Source organism: Bradyrhizobium sp. HKCCYLS3070, assembly GCF_051167575.1.
In the GTDB taxonomy this organism is placed as follows: domain Bacteria; phylum Pseudomonadota; class Alphaproteobacteria; order Rhizobiales; family Xanthobacteraceae; genus Bradyrhizobium.
Genome location: NZ_JBNPTI010000007.1, coordinates 124,911 through 140,888, shown reverse-complemented (window position 1 = coordinate 140,888; position 15,978 = coordinate 124,911). Strand labels below are relative to the sequence as shown.

Here is a 15,978-nt window from a genome sequence, read left to right as displayed (position 1 = left end):
GAAACGCCCCTCGTGCGGCAGCAAGACGCACGGAAATGTGCCAGTGATTTGCCCGACGGCACAAGCGGTTTGTTGCTGCGACCAATCAACGCGACGGGCATGGATGTGGCGTCGATCAGCGAGAAAGCCGATTTTCAACAACGAACTAATCGAGATCGCCGGCGCACACGAACTCCCGACGTTTTCTCCGATGCCGTGCGACGCAGCCTATCAAGCGTCGTCGCGAGGAGCGAAGCGACGACGCGATCCAGAACTGTCGAAGCGACTGCGGATCGCGTCGCTGCGCTCGCGATGACGTACGGAGGGTTGTCGCTCGACCACGATCGGTACGACGCGCGGAGCGAGCGCAACAGAGTCAGTTCTCCGTCACGCCGGCTTCGTGCGGGGTGAAGTGATAGACCGAGGAGCAGAACTCGCAGGTGACGACGACCTTGTCGTCCTTGACCATGTCGGCGCGGTCCTGGGGCGAGAAGCTCTTCAGCATGTTGGCAACCGCATCGCGCGAGCAGGAACAGCGCGCCTGCAGCGGCACGAGGTCGAACACGCGCACGCCGCGCTCATGGAACAGGCGATACAGCAGCCGCTCGCCCGACAGCGCGGGATCGATCAGCTCGATATCCTCGACGGTCGCGACCAGCGACTGGCCCTCGACCCAGGCCTCGTCCTCCTCGATCGCATGCAGCTCGGTGCCTTCGGGCGCATCGCCGGGATGCAGGTCGGCTTGGCGCAAGCGCTCCGGCGCCTGCGGCAAAAATTGCGTCAGGAGGCCGCCGGCACGCCAGCGGTGCTTGCCGCCGCTCCACTCCTCGCCGACGGCGAGGCGCACGCGGGTCGGGATCTGCTCGGAGCGCAGGAAGTATTCATGAGCGGCCTCCTCCAGGCTGCCGCCGGTGAGCGCGACCAGCCCCTGGTAGCGGCTCATGTCGGCGCCCTGGTCGATGGTCATCGCCAGATGCCCCTTGCCGAGCAGGCCGCCGGAATCCTTGGCCTCCGCCAGCCGGGCTTCGTCGAAGCGGGCATAGGCACGCAGGCGGTCGGGTGCCTGGAAGTCGACCACCAGGAACGACACCGGGCCGTCGGTCTGGGTCTGCAGGATGAAGCGGCCGTCGAATTTCAGCGCGGAGCCGAGCAAGGTCGTCAGCACGATGGCCTCGCCGAGCAGCTTGCCCACGGGCGCGGGATAAGCGTGCTTGGTGAGAATGTCGTCGAGCGCCGGGCCCATGCGGGTCAGTCGCCCGCGCAGATCGAGCGCCGCGACCTCGAACGGCAGCACGGCGTCGTCGACCGGCACCGCCGAGGGGGCGCGGCTGGTATCGAGGTTGATGTCGGTGTCGGGGGGATTGGTTGTCATGGGGCGTATTTGGGGATGATTGAAACGAATGGAAGGGCATCCCCGGCTGTCGTCCCGGCCTTGAGCCGGGACTCATACCGCGGATGCTATCGAGGAACGCCGGTGGTAGTCGCCGACGCTAAGCCGTAACCGACGAACCACGATCGCTCCAACTACGCCGAGCAACGGCCACAGCTGCAAATCAGTTCGATCACGCGGTATGGGTCCCGGCTCAAGGCCGGGACGACACCGGTGAAATTGCGCCGTCGAACCCTAAGCCCGCTCGCCGAAGCACCAGGCCAAGATGCCCTTCTGCGCATGCAGGCGGTTCTCGGCTTCGTCGAACACCACCGACTGCGGGCCGTCGATCACCTCGTCGGTGACCTCCTCGCCGCGGTGGGCCGGCAGGCAGTGCATGAACAGCGCCTCGGGCTTCGCCAGCGACATCAACTTGGAATTGACCTGATAGGGCTTGAGCAAATTGTGCCGATGCTCGCCATCCTTGTCGCCCATCGACACCCAGGTGTCGGTGACGACGCAGTCGGCGCCGGCGACAGCGACTTCCGGATCGTGGCCGAGATGGATGTCGGCCCGGGTGGCGCGGATGAAATCCTTCATCGGCTTGCCGGGCGACAGCTGCGGCGGGGTGGCGACGTTGAGCCGGAACTTGAAGCGCTCGGCGGCATGGGCCCAGGAGGCCAGCACGTTGTTGTCGTCGCCGGTCCAGGCCACGGTGCGGCCCTCGATGGAGCCGCGATGCTCCTCGAAGGTCATCACGTCGGCCATCACCTGGCAGGGATGCGAGCGCCGGGTCAGGCCGTTGATCACGGGCACGGTGGCATGCGCGGCAAGCTCGAGCAGCGCCTCGTGGCTGAGGATGCGGATCATGATGGCGTCGACATAGCGCGACAGCACGCGCGCGGTGTCTGCGATGGTCTCGCCGCGGCCGAGCTGCATCTCGGTGCCGGTCAGCATGATCGCCTCACCGCCGAGCTGGCGCATGCCGACGTCGAACGACACGCGCGTGCGCGTCGACGGCTTGTCGAAGATCATCGCCAGCACCTTGCCCTCGAGCGGCTTCTTCGCCGGCTCGCGCGCCTTCAAGGTCTTCTTCATCGCGCTGGACAGCGCCAGCACGTTGCGCAGCTCCTCCACCGGCATCTCGGTGAGATCGAGGAAATGACGCGGCGTATTGCCCATGGTCTTGCTCATGATGCGGCCGCCTGCTTGGCAGGCCCGCCCGACAGCGCCGCACAGGCGCGATCGAGCATCTCGACCGATTGTTCGATTTCGGATTCGTTGACGATCAGCGGCGGCAGGAAGCGCACGACGTTGTCGCCCGCGCCGACGGTGAGCAGCTTCTGATCGCGCAGCGCCGTGACCAGATCGCCCGACGGCACCACCGCCTTGACGCCGATGAGAAGGCCCTCGCCGCGGATCTCGGAGATGATGTCGGGATGACGATCGAGAACGGCGGCGAGCTTCTGCTTCAACAGCAACGACATCTTGCGGACGTGATCGAAGAAGCCGGGCGCCAGCATCACGTCGAGCACGGCGTTGGCCGCGGCGACCGCCAGCGGATTGCCGCCGAAGGTCGAGCCATGCGAGCCCGGCGTCATGCCCGACGCGGCCTCGGCCGTCGCAAGCACGGCGCCGATGGGAAAGCCGCCGCCGAGCGCCTTGGCCAGCGACATCACGTCCGGCGTGACGCCGAGCCAGCGATGCGCGAACAGATCGCCGGTGCGGCCCATGCCGGTCTGGACCTCGTCGATGACCAGCAACAAACCGTTGTCGTCGCAGAGCTGGCGCAGCGCCTTGTAGAACGGCAGCGGCGCGGTGCGCACGCCGCCCTCGCCCTGCACCGGCTCGACCAGGATGCCGGCGGTGTGCGGACCGATCGCCTTCTTCACGGCTTCGATGTCGCCGAACGGAACCTGATCGAAGCCGTCCATCGGCGGACCGAAGCCGTCGAGATATTTGGCCGAACCTGTCGCGGCGAGCGTGGCGAGCGTGCGGCCGTGGAACGCGCCTTCGAACGTAATGATACGATAGCGTTCGGGATGTCCCTTGGCGGCGTGATATTTGCGCGTGATCTTGATCGCGCCTTCCATCGCCTCCGCGCCCGAATTGGCGAAGAATACGTAGTCGGCAAAGCTCTGCTCGCACAGCCGTGCGGCGAGACGTTCGCCATCCGGGCTCTTGAACAGGTTCGACATGTGCCAGAGCTTGGCCGCCTGCTCCTGCAGCGCCTTGACCAGATGCGGATGCGCATGGCCGAGCGAATTGACTGCGACGCCCGAGGTGAAATCGAGATAACGGTCGCCATTGGTCGCGATCAGCCACGCGCCTTCGCCGCGCTCGAACGAAAGATCGACCCGGGCGAATACGGGGAGGAGATGCGTAGCGGCAACACTGGTCATGGCGGATCACATGAGCTGACGGGCCGGCCGAGACACGCGCCACGCGGCGCCATCGCGCATCAGGGACCCCACCCTAGAAAACAAAATGTGCCGCCTTTTCAAGGCGGCACGTGCATCTATTGTATGCGGGCAGCGGTGGGAGTCAACTACGCGTCAGCTGATGCATGGGGGGCCGGCCCGTGAGATTCCGGACGCCTGACACGCCTCGAGACACGCCACAGGGAACCACGGAATGTGTGGACTGCGGCCGCCGACTCTTGCGCGGGAGTCACGCCATATTGTAGCGTTTTCAACGTCGAGTACGACATCTCGTGCGGCAGTTCTGATCCCTCTCGAAGTTCTCTGAGTTTGCGTAACGTCCGGGTGCCTTGCGCGTGCCCGGCGAGGGACAAGGGATTCTGCCGCCAGGGATTTTCTTGAGACAGCATCGCAGCGCCGTCCCGGAATTGGCCGGCGCAACGCGAAGGGAAAGGTTCGATGACCGTATTGACCTGGTCCGACGATCGCGTCGAGCAACTGAAAAAACTCTGGGAAGCCGGACTGTCGGCCAGCCAGATCGCCGCGGAACTCGGAAACGTGACGCGCAACGCCGTGATTGGCAAGGTGCACCGGCTGGGCCTGTCCGGCCGCGCCAAGAGCCCGGCCACCGCGGCACCGCGCCAGCGCAAGGCGGCCCGCCCGGCACAGCCGATGATGCGGGTGGCGCGCCCGGTGGCGCGCGGCAACACGGCGCTCGCACAGGTTTTCGAGGTTGAGGCGGAGCCCGATCCGGTTGCATTCGACAACGTCGTGCCGATGAACCAGCGGCTGTCGCTGCTGGAGCTCAACGAGGCGACCTGCCACTGGCCGGTCGGCGATCCCTCAAGCGCGGATTTCTTCTTCTGCGGCGGCAAGGCGCTTTCCGGTCTGCCCTATTGCGCGCAGCATTCGCGCGTCGCCTATCAGCCCGCGGCCGACCGCCGCCGCCAGCCGGCGAAGTCGACCACGCGCTGAGGAAGTTGGCCGCGACGGGCGATGAGGATGCTCCGCATCGCCCTGGGATCTCCGGCGGCCTCAACTCACAACGACCATGGACGTGAGCCCGGCCCGCGCCGGGCCGCAGATGCGACGGGCGATCAGGCGCCCCGCGCCGGCTTCGACTGCGGAAAGCACGCCGTGAAGGCGGCACCGTTGCGCGGCACGCTTTCGATCAGCAGCCGGCCGCGATGGCGGTTGAGGATGTGCTTCACCAGGGAGAGGCCGAGCCCGGTGCCGCCTTGCGCGCGGCTGTCGCCGACATCGACGCGATAGAAGCGCTCGGTCAGGCGCGGCAGATGCTCGGGCGCGATGCCGGGGCCGAAATCGCGCACCTTGACCCGGATCTCCGGCGCGTTCTCGGCGGAGACGGCCTGCTCCAGCGAGACGATCACGCGCCCGCCCGAGGCGCCGTATTTCAGCGCGTTCTCGATCAGGTTCTCGAACACGCGCAGCAGCTCCTCGCGGTCGCCGGCGATCGTCACCGGCGCGTCCGGCAGGCTAGTCTCGATCACCACCTGGCGCTCGCGCGCCAGCGACTCCAGCCCGTCGGTGACCTGGCGGATGATGGGGACGACGTCGACCATGGCGTGGGGCTGGACATGCGCCGACAGCTCCACCCGCGACAGCGACAGCAGATCGTCGATCAGCCGCGCCATGCGCGTTGCCTGGATGTGCATGATGCCGAGGAAGCGCTCGCGCGCCTTCGGATCGTCCTTGGCCGGCCCCTGCAGCGTATCGATGAAGCCCGAGAGCGCCGCCAGCGGCGTACGCAGCTCGTGGCTCGCATTGGCGACGAAGTCGGCGCGCATTTCCTCGACCCGGCGCAGCGGGGTCAGATCGTGGAACGTCATCAGCATGCATTTGTCCGTGCCGCCGAACGCCGTCGGCACCGGCACCGGCGTGATGATCAGCTCCATCCAGCGATCGACCGGAACGTGATCGTGATAGGTGGCGCGGCGGATCTCGGTGGTGGCGATCGCCTCGCGCAGCGCAGTGATGATCTCCGGCGTGCGCAGCGCGAACTGGGCGAGCTCGCCCTTGCGCAGGGCCGGCGCGAGCTGCGCGGCAGCGGCATTGAGGTGGATGACGCGGCCGGCGCGGTCGAGCAGCACGGCGGGATCGGGGATGCCCTCGACCACCGCGCTCACGGCCGGCGCCTCGACCGGATTGGCGTGGCGCTCCTCCTCACGCTTGGCGACCGCGCCATGCAGCCGCCACGGCACAAGGGCGGCGGCGGAAATACACAGGAATACCGCCAGGGCCCGCAGCGGCAGCAGCTCGTCCAGCAGCACGAGCCCGGCAAGCGCGAGCGCCGCAGCGAGCAGGATGATCGCGGAATGGCGCAGCCGGTCCGGCCAGGGGGTGAAGATCGAGAGCGGCGTGTCGGAGGGAGCGTCGAGGGCCATCTCGTCCTACTGTTCCCTTGAGCTGGCGTCAGACACCGGAATCGCTGCGTTTCCTCACAAAAGCGGCTTCCGGCGGGGGGGCCGGATCGAGGCTGAGCGCGGCCTGCCGCAGCCGTTTCGACCGCGTGCTGATGATAACCTCGCGAAACGTCAGCAAGATTACAGAAATGAGGAACGGCGCCAAATAATACAGCATCCGGAACAGGAGCATTCCGGCCAGCAGCTCCTCGCGGTCCATCTGCCACAGCCCGACCAGCATCGCGGCGTCGAACACGCCGAGCCCGCCGGGGGAATGGCTGGCGAAGCCGAGCAGGGTCGCCGAGACGAAGATCACGGCCACCACGACGAAGCCGAGATTGGGCTCGTCCGGCACCAGCACATACATCGCCAGCGCGCAGAAACCGAGGTCGATGATGCCGATCGCGATCTGCAACAGGGTCAGCGGGCCGCTCGGCAGCACCACGGTCCACGGCCCGCGGCCGACCACGCGCGGCTTGGTCCATACCCAGGCGACATACCCCAACAGACCGACCAGGATCGCGATCGCCGCCATGCGGTTGACCCAGGGCGGCAGCTGGTCGATCGAGGCGGCTGCCTCCGGATGATAGCTGATGCCGAGCCCGAGCACGGCCGCATTGCCGAGCCAGAACGTCAGGCCGGCAAGGAAGCAGATCTTGGCGACGTCGATGGCGTTCAGCCCATGGGCCGAATAGACGCGGTAGCGCACGGCACCGCCGGTGAAGACGCTGGCGCCGACATTGTGGCCGATCGAATAGCTGGTGAAGGCGGCCAGCGCGTTGACGCGGTAGGGCACGTGGTCGTGGCCAATCGCGCGCACCGCGAACAGATCGTAGAAGGTCAGCGTGAAATAGCCGGCGGCGACGAACAGCGCGGCGAGCGCGATCTGATGCGGCTCCGTGCTCTTGATGGCCTCGAGCACCTCGTAGGTGTCGATGCCGCGCAGCATGTGGTAGAGGACGTAGCAGGCGACCGCGATCACAGCGATGCTGATCAGCACGCCGAGCTTGTGCAGGACTTGCTTCTCGCGCAGGAACGTGGCCGCTCTGCGTATGGCTTCAAGCATCTACACCTCTCACCGTGATCCGATCACGACGGCCGGGGACACCGCGCCCCGGAGGCCGCAGCATCATGTGCGCATACAACGCCCTCGTAGCGCGTTTCGACGCATTGGGGAACACGGAGCGTGCGAACAAAAGCGTACACATGGATATACTTAGCAGGCTTTACCGAAATGCGATGCACCGTTTTGCCGCACATGAGGCAAGACATCAGGCAAAGGCATCGGACAAGGCATCATGCAGGACGGCGGGGCGGCGCACGCCCCCGCCAGCCTGCAAACCCCAGGTTAAACTTTGGTGAGGAACGCGAATCTCCAGGGCTTCCGGGGCGCCCAGCGGTTCGGCGGGTCAGCATGGCTCAACGATAAGCGCGAGCCGCGCGTTTGACAGGTTCGCGCCTCGTCAAACCTTCGTGTCTCGCAGTTGCGATGACCCGGGCACGCGGACGGCGGGCGCGCCGCCGCAGTCTCGGCAGATGGCGTCGGGTGCAGTCCGGGGCGGCGGTTTCAGGCCGCCGATTTCGTCCGCATGCTGCGGATCACCACCAGCGCCCGCAGCCAGGTGCCGATGGCGCAGCCGACGAGGTAGGGCACGAACATGATCAGCAGCAGCTCGAGCCAGTAGCCGGCCCGGCCGGGAATCAGGCAGGCCACGGCCGTCGCGACCAGGCCGGCGGCCAGCGCCGCCAGCAGCCAGGTCAGCCAGCCCGACACGCGCGGGGCGCGATGCACCACGGCGACCCAGCCCATCGCCAGCCCGATGGCGAATGCGCCGGCCAGCCAGCCCCAGTGAAAGGCAACGAGATAGGCCATGACGTTACCTCACCACGAATTCGATGCGCCGGTTCTGCGCCCGGCCGTCGGCGGTGTCGTTGGCGGCGACCGGCTGGGTGCTGCCATAGCCGATCGCGCTGAAACGGTCGGCCGGCAGTCCGGCCTTGACCAGATAATCGACCACCGCCTGGGCGCGCTTCTGCGACAGCACCTGATTGGCGGCAGAGTCGCCGTCGGCATCGGTGTGCCCGATGATCTCGACATTGGCGGAGGGACAGCGGAACGCGATCTCGACGAGGCGGTCGAGCAGACCGGTGGAATCCCTGTCGAGGTCGCTGCGGCCGGTCTCGAACCGGATCTTGGCCTTGCCGAGCAGGTCGGAGAACAGCTGCTGGCACACCGTGGGATCGACCGGGGCGGCTGCCGGCTTCACCGTGATGTCGGCCTTCACCTGCCAGCCCTGTGGGACATCTTTGGCGAGCCCGGTCCGGATCTGGGCCGCTGCGGCGTCGTAAAGCGCATCACCGGAAATCTTGATGTCACGGTCGGACACCACCAGCGTGCCGGTCGACAGCCGTGACAAGGCGCCCAACGCCGGCACCACCGCATTCACGAAATTGGTTGGCGCGCCGAGGCTGTTCTTGAGATTGTCGACGACCTTCTCGCTGAAGAATTTGCGCGATGAAGAGCCGACGACGACGGCGTGGATGTTCTCGTCGGGAACGTTGCCTGCAAGCGTCACGGTGACCGCGACCGGGTCCTTGTAGGCCTGGAAGACATAGGGCGGCGCCTTGACCTCGTTGCTGGCGACCTTGAAGCCGTCCGGCAGCTTTCCGAGCGCGGCCGCGATCGCCTCGCGGCCGCCGAGCTCGCGCGCCATGCCGGACAATGTGACGTCGCCGTCGGAGATCGTGAACTTGCCGTCCTTCAGCTTGGCGATCTGGCCGATCAGCAGCAGCGCCACATCCTCGAAGCGCGCCGGCGCGCCGCGCGCCAGGCCCATCTGATCCGCGACCTCCACGCCCGGCAACGCCGCCCGGGTCGCGTCCATCAGCTTGCCCTTCAAGGCGGGCAGCGGCGCGCTGCCGCCCAGCGTCACCCGGACGACGTCGCGCTCGGCCGACCAGACGAAGGGCTTGGCCTCGGGGACCAGCCGCGTCTCGTCGTTGACGAGCCGCACGCCGGCCACGCCGTCGACCGCAGCAACCGCATCGCGGCGTCCGGCCTCGGAAAACGCATTGGCGCGCAGCGAGACATCGCGGCCGTCCACCGTGATGCTGGTCCTGTCGAGCACCGCCCCCGTCAGGACGGCCGAACTGCGTCCGGCGAGATCATTCTCCAGGGGAACGGTGCTGGTCCAGGCCGCGAGGCCCCAAAGCACGATCAGCGGAATGACGCCAGGCCACCATTTCCCGCTCCACCTGAAAAGTCCGCGCATTCGTCATCCGTCGCATCGAGGAAGCAGAGAGAAAACAAACCCTTGCATGCCTGTCAAACCGGAAATGAGGAGCGCCGCACGGTACGTTGTGACCGCAGGCTAAGGTTTTCTTCAATCATTCGTCGGTAACCTTGTCCCGACACTCACCGGGCCGCATATTTCAGATGAGGCGATTTCGCAAAACCTTTATCCGTGCCGGCCTGGAAGCGCTGTATCTGAGCGGCGCGCATGTCTGGCTGCGCCCGATCTTCTCGGGCGTGGGTGCGATCTATACGCTGCATCATGTGCGGCCGCACCGCGACGCCGATTTCCAGCCCAATTGTCACCTCGAGGTCACTCCGGATTTCCTGCGCGAGATGTTGTCGCACCTGCGCGACCACGACATCGAGATCATCACCCTCGACGAGTTGCACAGCCGGCTGGTGGCGAAAGACTTTTCGCGCCGCTTCGCCTGCTTCACCTTCGACGACGGCTATCGCGACAATCGCGATTTCGCGCTGCCCGTCATGCGCGAGTTCGATGCGCCGTTCACCATCTATGTGACGAGCGATTTCGCATCGGGACTGGGTCGGCTCTGGTGGGTGACGCTGGAGCGGCTGGTCGCGAAGACTGACGCGATCGACATCGAGATCGGCGGGCTGTCGCTGCAGCTCGATGCATCGACGCCGGCAGCCAAATGCGTGACGTTCCAGCGCCTGCACGACTGGCTGCGCGCACTGCCGGGCGAGCACGACGTCCGGCGTGAGATCAGCGCGCTGTGCGCGCGCTACGACGTCGACGAGGCCTCGATCTGCCGTGAGCTCTGCCTGTCCTGGGACGAGCTCCGGGCGCTGTCGACTGAGCCGTTGATCTCGATCGGCGCGCATTCGATCAGTCACTGCAATCTCGCCAAGCAGACCGAGGAGACGGCGCGCATCGAGATCGCCGACAGCCGTGCTCGGATCGAGAACGAGTTGCAGCGGCCGGTGCTGCACATGGCCTACCCCTACGGCGACCGCGCCGCCGCTTCCCAGCGCGAATTCGTGCTGGCGGCCGCGAGCGGCTACAAGACCGCCGTCACCACCCGGCCCGGCATGATCTTCGCGGAAAGCGCCGATCATCTCACGGCCCTGTCGCGCGTCTCGCTGAACGGCCATTACCAGGACGCCCGCGTGCTGCCGGTGCTGACCTCGGGCGCGGCGACCGCGATGTGGAACGGCTTCCGCCGCATCGACGCGGCATAGGCCCCGCCGTAACGTTGCCCTCCGATTGAATTGCGGCGAATTCGTGCGACTGCGTCTCACTTGACGTGCTGGCGCGTCCCGCTCACAAGCGCGCATGACATAAGGAAAGGGAGGCTTCATGCTCAGGAACTTGTTCTCACTCGAAGGACGCGTCGCGCTCGTCACCGGCGGCTCGCGCGGCATCGGCAAGATGATCGCATCCGGCCTGCTCGCGCATGGCGCGGCGAGGGTCTACATCACCGCGCGCAAGGCCGGGCCCTGCGAGGCGACCGCCAAGGCACTGACGACGGAATATGGCGGCGAATGCGTCGCGCTGCCGATCGACATTTCGACGATGGCCGGCGTCGAGACGCTCGCGGGCGAGATCAAGAAGCGCGAGCCCAAGCTCGACATCCTCGTCAACAATGCGGGCGCGGCGTGGGGCGCCGACTTCGACGAATTCCCGGAGAGCGGCTGGGACAAGGTGATGAACCTCAACCTCAAGACGCCGTTCTTCTTGACCAAGGCGCTCGCAGCTCCCTTGCGTGCGGCGGCCAGCGCCGAACGGCCGGCAAAGGTCATCAACATCGCCTCGATCGACGGCATCTTCGTCAACCCGCTCGAGACCTATTCCTATGCGGCGAGCAAATCCGGCCTGATCCATCTGACGCGGCGCATGGCGGCCAAGCTGATCAAGGACCACATCGTGGTGACCGCGATCGCGCCCGGACCGTTCAAGTCCGACATGAACAAGGCCGCGCGCGACAACGCCGACGAGGTCGCCTCGCGCGTGCCCGCTGGGCGCATCGGCACCGACGAGGACATGGCTGGCACCGCGATCTTCCTCGCCTCGCGCGCGGGCGACTACGTGGTCGGCAATACGATCGCCGTCGACGGCGGCATCGTCTACGCGAACCCGGGCATTCCGGGTGCGGGATGGGACAGCTGAGAAGGGCGAATAGCGAATAGCGAATAGCGAATAGCGAATAGCGAATAGCGAATAGCGAATAGCGAATAGCGAATAGCGAATAGGCTACTTCCCCTATTCGCTACTCGCAACTCGCTATTCGCCTCTCATCAAGTCTCGATCTTCACGTACTCGAAGTCACCCGGCTTGTTGTCGATCCCGACCTTCGGGGGCGCGATCCACGAGGCGTATTCGCCGATCTCGGTGACCGGCTTCATCAGCGAGGAGATGTAGGCGCCGTCGTCGGCCGACGGCAGCCAGTCGCCCTTGCGCTTCGCCCACGTGCCCTCGTCGATCAGGATGCCGTCGGGCGTCGCATGGACGTCCTTGAACTCGCCGATGGCGCGGTGGAAGGCGGTATGCGGCAGCTTGAGCTGGAAGTCGTAGCCTGCGGTCGTGATGATCTTGTTCCAGCGCAGCAGGCCCTTGACGCAGTCCTGCGAGTAGTCGTCGCGCAGGCGCATGTTGAGCGCGGTCAGCGCCGGCTCGTCGACCCGCTTGATCTCGCCGTCGACCAGCTTGAGCACCGGATAGGTCGAGTTCTTGAGCTGGTGATCGTCCTGGATCTGGGTCTCGTGATAGCGGCCCTTGATGCCGGCATTGAAGGCATTGGCCGCGTTGGTCGAGACCTCCGAGCCGAACAGGTCGAGCGACAGCGTGTAGTGCAGGTTCAACTTCTTCTGGATGGTCGGCAGGTCGATCACGCCCAGCGCGCGGACCTTGGCGATATCGGTGGGATCGTCGATGCCGGCGGCGCGCATCGCCTCCACCGTGCGCTGGATGACGCGGCCGACGCCGGTCTCGCCGACGAACATGTGATGCGCCTCCTCCGTCAGCATGAAGCGGCAGGTGCGCGACAGCGGATCGAAGCCGGACTGCGCGAGTGAGTGCAGCTGCATCTTGCCGTCGCGGTCGGTGAAGTAGGTGAACATGAAGAACGACAGCCAGTCCGGCGTCTTCTCGTTGAAGGCGCCGAGCATGCGCGGGCTGTCCGCGTCGCCCGAGCGGCGGCGCAGCAGCTCGTCGGCCTCCTCGCGGCCGTCGCGGCCGAAATATTTCTGCAGCAGGTAGACCATCGCCCAGAGGTGACGGCCCTCCTCGACGTTGACCTGGAACAGGTTGCGCATGTCGTAGAGCGACGGCGCCGTCTTGCCGAGATGGCGCTGCTGCTCGACCGAGGCCGGCTCGGTGTCGCCCTGGATCACGATCAGGCGGCGCATCAGCGCGCGATATTCGCCGGGAACCTCCTGCCAAGCCGGCTCGCCATAGTGCTCGCCGAACGGGATCTTGCGATCCTCTTCCTGCGGAGCCAGCAGGATGCCCCAGCGATAGTCTGGCATCTTGACGTAATCGAACTTCGCCCAGCCGCGCGGATCGACCGAATAGGCCGTGCGCAAGTACACCAGCGACTGCTGGAAGCCCTCGGGGCCCATGTCGTTCCACCAATCGACGTAGCCGGGATGCCAGCCTTCCAGGGCCTTGAGGACCTGGCGGTCCTCGGCGAGATTCACGTTGTTCGGGATTTTCGTGCTGTAGTCGACGTTCATGATATTCATATTCATCGCCGTGCTCCTTGGCCGGCGAATAGCGAATAGCAAGTAGCGAATCGAGCACCGCCCCAACTCGCAACACCCCTATTCCCTATTCGCTACTCCCTATTCGCTCTTCTCTGCTCTCTCAGACTCTCGTCATATCGTATTGCGGCCGCTCGCCGGTGCCGTAGCGCCGGAGTGCGCCCTCCTCGCCGACCGCGTTGGGCCGCTGGAAGATCCAGTTCTGCCAGGCGGTGAGGCGAGCGAAGATCTTCGATTCCATCGTCTCAGGCCCGGCGAAGCGCAGATTGGCTTCGAGACCGGTGAGGCTGTCCGGCGAGAAGCTGGCGCGCTCCTCGAGGAAGACGCGGATCTCGTCCTCCCAATCGATGTCATCCAGCGCGAAGGTCACGAGGCCGAGCTCCTCGGCCTCATCGGCTTCGAGCGGCTTGCCGACCTGCTCACGCACACGCGCGAGATCGGTGGGATCGGCGAGGAAGCGCGACTCCAGCCGGGTCAGGCCGTGACTCATCGGATAGGGACCGAAATTCATCGCTGACAGTTCGATCGCCGGCGCCGGGCGGTTGTCGCCCTGGATGGTGCCGATCAGCATGTAGGAGCGGTCGGAAGCGAACACCAGCTCGGCGAGCGTTCCGGCGAAGCAGGAACCGGGCTCGACCAGCGTGACCAGCGTGCGCGAGGTGACGTCGATGCGCTTCAGCACCCGCTTCCAGTAATGCCTGACCTCGTTGACCAGCCAGTGCGCCTTGTTGGCCTCAAGGAACGCGTCATGCACGAGCACCTTGTCGCGATCGCCATGCGACTTGAACACCAGCATGGCGATGCCGAGCTCGTTGATGCGCAGATGCAGGATGGCATCGTCGAGCTCGCGCGCGACCTGCAGCGGCCAGAAGGAGGCTCCCTGCGCGATCATACCGTCGATGTCGGCCGGCGGCGCAGCTTCGGGAGCCGTGATCGTGATCGTGGCGATGCGGGCGGCGCGGTCGATGTCGACATTGACGAAGCCGTAACGCACGCTGCTCGCGTCAATGATGCGCTTCAGCGGCGTGAGCGCGACACCCTTGCCGCTGCCGTTGCGCTTGGAGGCCGCCGCGAACTCCCTGGCGCGCTCAGCGACCTTGGCGTCGACCTTGGAGTTCGGCGCGATCTCGTCGACGAGGCGCCATTGCACGGCGCGCTTGCCCTTGACGCCCTCTTCCGTCGTGCAGAACGCGTCCGCACGGTCGCGGCGCACCTTGCGCTTGTCGACGACGCGCGTCAGGCCGCCGGTGCCGGGCAGCACCGCGAGCAGAGGCACCTCCGGCAGCGACACCGAAGACGATCCGTCGTCGGCGAGGATGATGTGATCGGTGGCGAGCGCGAGCTCATAGCCGCCGCCGGCCGCGGTGCCGTTCACCACGGTGATGAAGCGCTGGCCGGAATTCTCGGATGAATCCTCGAAGCCATTGCGGGTCTCGTTGGTGAACTTGCAGAAGTTCACCTTGTGGGCGTGGGTCGCGCCCGCGAGCATGCGGATGTTGGCGCCGGCGCAGAACACGCGCGGCTTGGCCGAGCGCAGCACCACGACCTTCACTTGCGGGTGCTCGAAACGCAGCCGCTGCACGGCATCGGCGAGCTCGATGTCGACGCCGAGATCATAGGAATTGAGCTTGAGCTGGTAGCCCTCGAACAGGCCGCCATTCTCGTCGACGTCCATGGCGAGCGTCGCCACCTCGCCATCGATCGAGAGCTTCCAATGTTTGTAGCGGGAGGGATCGGTCTGAAAATCGATGAACGTCTTGCCTCCCGCGAGCACGCGGTCTTCCCCGGCCATGTGTCACCCTTCGTTGGAGTGCTTATCGTTGAGATGCACAATAATTCATGTTATGGCTGGCGTCTACGACAAAAAGCCGAAACATGCACTTTGTTTCATGTTCGTGATGCCGGGGCCGGCAAGGTCGCGGCCGCGAACTCGGCAATGACCCGCAAGGTGGCGTCCGGCGCCTCGCGATGCGGGGAATGGCCGGTGTTGGGCAGCATCGTCACTTCGACCGGGCAGTAGCACTCCTCCTGGATGATCTCGACCTGGCGGATGGTGCCGTACTGGTCGTCGACGCCCTGGATCACGGCCACGGGAACGCGGATGTAGGCGAGGTCGCCGGTGATATCCCAGGCCCGGAATGCCGGATCGAGCCAGGCGCCATTCCAGCCGTAAAACGCGTTGTCGACGTCCTTGTGCCAGCGCGACAGCTTGGCGCGCAGCTCCGTGGTTTCGTAAGTGGTCTTGATCGCGGCGATCGACGACACAGAGATGTCCTCAACGACCACGTGCGGCGCGATCAGCACGATGCCATCGAGGCGATGGTCGGCGTGGCTGCCCGCGTAGATCGCCGCGATCGACGCACCATCGGAATGGCCGACGAGAAGACCGCGCTGAAAGCCGATCTGATCGAGTAGCTTCGGCAGCACGTCGCGCGCCTCGCGCTGCATGTAGTCGAGCGGCCGCGGCAGAGACACCGGGCTGGAGGCGCCGTAGCCGGCGCGCGAATAGACGAACACGGAAACGCCGGTGGCTTGCTGGAGCTTGTCGGGAAAGTCGCCCCACAGCCCGACCGAGCCGAGCCCTTCATGCAGCAGCATGATGCACGGAGCGTCAGAGGGCCGTGCACCGATCAGGCGATATTCGAGATCGGCGGAATCGATGGTGAGGAAGCCGTTCGATGAAAGCTGCACGGGTCACTCTCTCCTTCGTCATGCCCGGGCTTGACCCGGGCATCCACGTCTTTCTTGTCGAGGCGGAATGGATGGCCGGGT

At 65.8% G+C, this 15,978-nt stretch carries 13 protein-coding genes; 3 read left to right on the top strand and 10 right to left on the bottom strand.

Annotated elements, in window-relative coordinates:
• Window positions 1-355 precede the first annotated feature (355 nt).
• The 3 genes from ACQR03_RS22010 to ACQR03_RS22000 form a co-directional block, all read right to left on the bottom strand.
• Entirely contained in the window at window positions 356-1,351 is a 996-nt protein-coding gene (locus ACQR03_RS22010) for an Hsp33 family molecular chaperone (protein ID WP_315717144.1), read from the bottom strand.
• A gap of 252 nt (window positions 1,352-1,603) precedes the next feature.
• Complete coding sequence (argF, locus tag ACQR03_RS22005) at window positions 1,604-2,530, bottom strand: ornithine carbamoyltransferase (RefSeq protein WP_315717175.1); 927 nt, start codon at window positions 2,528-2,530, stop codon at window positions 1,604-1,606.
• An 8-nt stretch (window positions 2,531-2,538) separates the two neighbouring features.
• The gene (locus ACQR03_RS22000; RefSeq protein ID WP_315717143.1) at window positions 2,539-3,750 is read right to left on the bottom strand and encodes an aspartate aminotransferase family protein; all 1,212 of its coding nucleotides are present in this window, start codon (window positions 3,748-3,750) and stop codon (window positions 2,539-2,541) included.
• 477 nt (window positions 3,751-4,227) lie between these two features.
• On the opposite strand from ACQR03_RS22000, the gene ACQR03_RS21995 reads away from it, so the two are divergent.
• A complete protein-coding gene (locus ACQR03_RS21995) occupies window positions 4,228-4,743 on the top strand; it encodes a GcrA family cell cycle regulator (protein WP_315717142.1) in 516 nt (171 codons plus the stop codon).
• A gap of 122 nt (window positions 4,744-4,865) precedes the next feature.
• Here ACQR03_RS21995 and ACQR03_RS21990 read toward each other — a convergent pair whose 3' ends face one another.
• The 4 genes from ACQR03_RS21990 to ACQR03_RS21975 form a co-directional block, all read right to left on the bottom strand.
• The gene (locus tag ACQR03_RS21990; RefSeq protein ID WP_316165602.1) at window positions 4,866-6,173 is read right to left on the bottom strand and encodes an ATP-binding protein; all 1,308 of its coding nucleotides are present in this window, start codon (window positions 6,171-6,173) and stop codon (window positions 4,866-4,868) included.
• A gap of 28 nt (window positions 6,174-6,201) precedes the next feature.
• Window positions 6,202-7,257: a lysylphosphatidylglycerol synthase domain-containing protein gene (locus tag ACQR03_RS21985; protein WP_316165603.1), complete on the bottom strand. Its 1,056-nt coding sequence runs from the start codon at window positions 7,255-7,257 to the stop codon at window positions 6,202-6,204.
• Window positions 7,258-7,758: 501 nt separating this feature from the next.
• Window positions 7,759-8,064 (bottom strand): hypothetical protein, encoded by a 306-nt coding sequence (locus tag ACQR03_RS21980; RefSeq protein WP_315717139.1) that lies wholly within the window; start codon window positions 8,062-8,064, stop codon window positions 7,759-7,761.
• A gap of 4 nt (window positions 8,065-8,068) precedes the next feature.
• Window positions 8,069-9,463 (bottom strand): OmpA family protein, encoded by a 1,395-nt coding sequence (locus tag ACQR03_RS21975; RefSeq protein ID WP_316165605.1) that lies wholly within the window; start codon window positions 9,461-9,463, stop codon window positions 8,069-8,071.
• Between the two features lie 164 nt (window positions 9,464-9,627).
• On the opposite strand from ACQR03_RS21975, the gene ACQR03_RS21970 reads away from it, so the two are divergent.
• Window positions 9,628-10,686, top strand: coding sequence for a polysaccharide deacetylase family protein (locus tag ACQR03_RS21970; RefSeq protein ID WP_316165606.1), 1,059 nt, complete (start codon window positions 9,628-9,630; stop codon window positions 10,684-10,686).
• 118 nt (window positions 10,687-10,804) lie between these two features.
• On the top strand, window positions 10,805-11,614 hold the full coding sequence (locus ACQR03_RS21965) for an SDR family oxidoreductase (protein ID WP_434841879.1): 810 nt from the start codon (window positions 10,805-10,807) through the stop codon (window positions 11,612-11,614).
• A 128-nt stretch (window positions 11,615-11,742) separates the two neighbouring features.
• Here the strand turns inward: ACQR03_RS21965 and boxB are convergent, their stop codons facing one another.
• From boxB to ACQR03_RS21950, 3 genes are all read right to left on the bottom strand, one after another.
• A complete protein-coding gene (boxB, locus tag ACQR03_RS21960; protein WP_316187878.1) occupies window positions 11,743-13,194 on the bottom strand; it encodes a benzoyl-CoA 2,3-epoxidase subunit BoxB in 1,452 nt (483 codons plus the stop codon).
• Between the two features lie 115 nt (window positions 13,195-13,309).
• Window positions 13,310-14,998, bottom strand: a complete 1,689-nt coding sequence (gene boxC / locus ACQR03_RS21955; protein ID WP_434841878.1) for a 2,3-epoxybenzoyl-CoA dihydrolase — start codon at window positions 14,996-14,998, stop codon at window positions 13,310-13,312.
• Window positions 14,999-15,093: 95 nt separating this feature from the next.
• Complete coding sequence (locus tag ACQR03_RS21950; protein ID WP_434841877.1) at window positions 15,094-15,897, bottom strand: alpha/beta fold hydrolase; 804 nt, start codon at window positions 15,895-15,897, stop codon at window positions 15,094-15,096.
• Window positions 15,898-15,978: the final 81 nt, after the last annotated feature.

What these genes read in the sequence shown, in the direction of transcription:
- ACQR03_RS22010 (WP_315717144.1), bottom strand. Translation starts at nt 1,351, where the DNA reads ATGACAACCAATCCCCCCGACACCGACATCAACCTCGATACCAGCCGC.
- argF (WP_315717175.1), bottom strand. Translation starts at nt 2,530, where the DNA reads ATGGGCAATACGCCGCGTCATTTCCTCGATCTCACCGAGATGCCGGTG.
- ACQR03_RS22000 (WP_315717143.1), bottom strand. Translation starts at nt 3,750, where the DNA reads ATGACCAGTGTTGCCGCTACGCATCTCCTCCCCGTATTCGCCCGGGTC.
- ACQR03_RS21995 (WP_315717142.1), top strand. Translation starts at nt 4,228, where the DNA reads ATGACCGTATTGACCTGGTCCGACGATCGCGTCGAGCAACTGAAAAAA.
- ACQR03_RS21990 (WP_316165602.1), bottom strand. Translation starts at nt 6,173, where the DNA reads ATGGCCCTCGACGCTCCCTCCGACACGCCGCTCTCGATCTTCACCCCC.
- ACQR03_RS21985 (WP_316165603.1), bottom strand. Translation starts at nt 7,257, where the DNA reads ATGCTTGAAGCCATACGCAGAGCGGCCACGTTCCTGCGCGAGAAGCAA.
- ACQR03_RS21980 (WP_315717139.1), bottom strand. Translation starts at nt 8,064, where the DNA reads ATGGCCTATCTCGTTGCCTTTCACTGGGGCTGGCTGGCCGGCGCATTC.
- ACQR03_RS21975 (WP_316165605.1), bottom strand. Translation starts at nt 9,463, where the DNA reads ATGCGCGGACTTTTCAGGTGGAGCGGGAAATGGTGGCCTGGCGTCATT.
- ACQR03_RS21970 (WP_316165606.1), top strand. Translation starts at nt 9,628, where the DNA reads ATGAGGCGATTTCGCAAAACCTTTATCCGTGCCGGCCTGGAAGCGCTG.
- ACQR03_RS21965 (WP_434841879.1), top strand. Translation starts at nt 10,805, where the DNA reads ATGCTCAGGAACTTGTTCTCACTCGAAGGACGCGTCGCGCTCGTCACC.
- boxB (WP_316187878.1), bottom strand. Translation starts at nt 13,194, where the DNA reads ATGAATATGAATATCATGAACGTCGACTACAGCACGAAAATCCCGAAC.
- boxC (WP_434841878.1), bottom strand. Translation starts at nt 14,998, where the DNA reads ATGGCCGGGGAAGACCGCGTGCTCGCGGGAGGCAAGACGTTCATCGAT.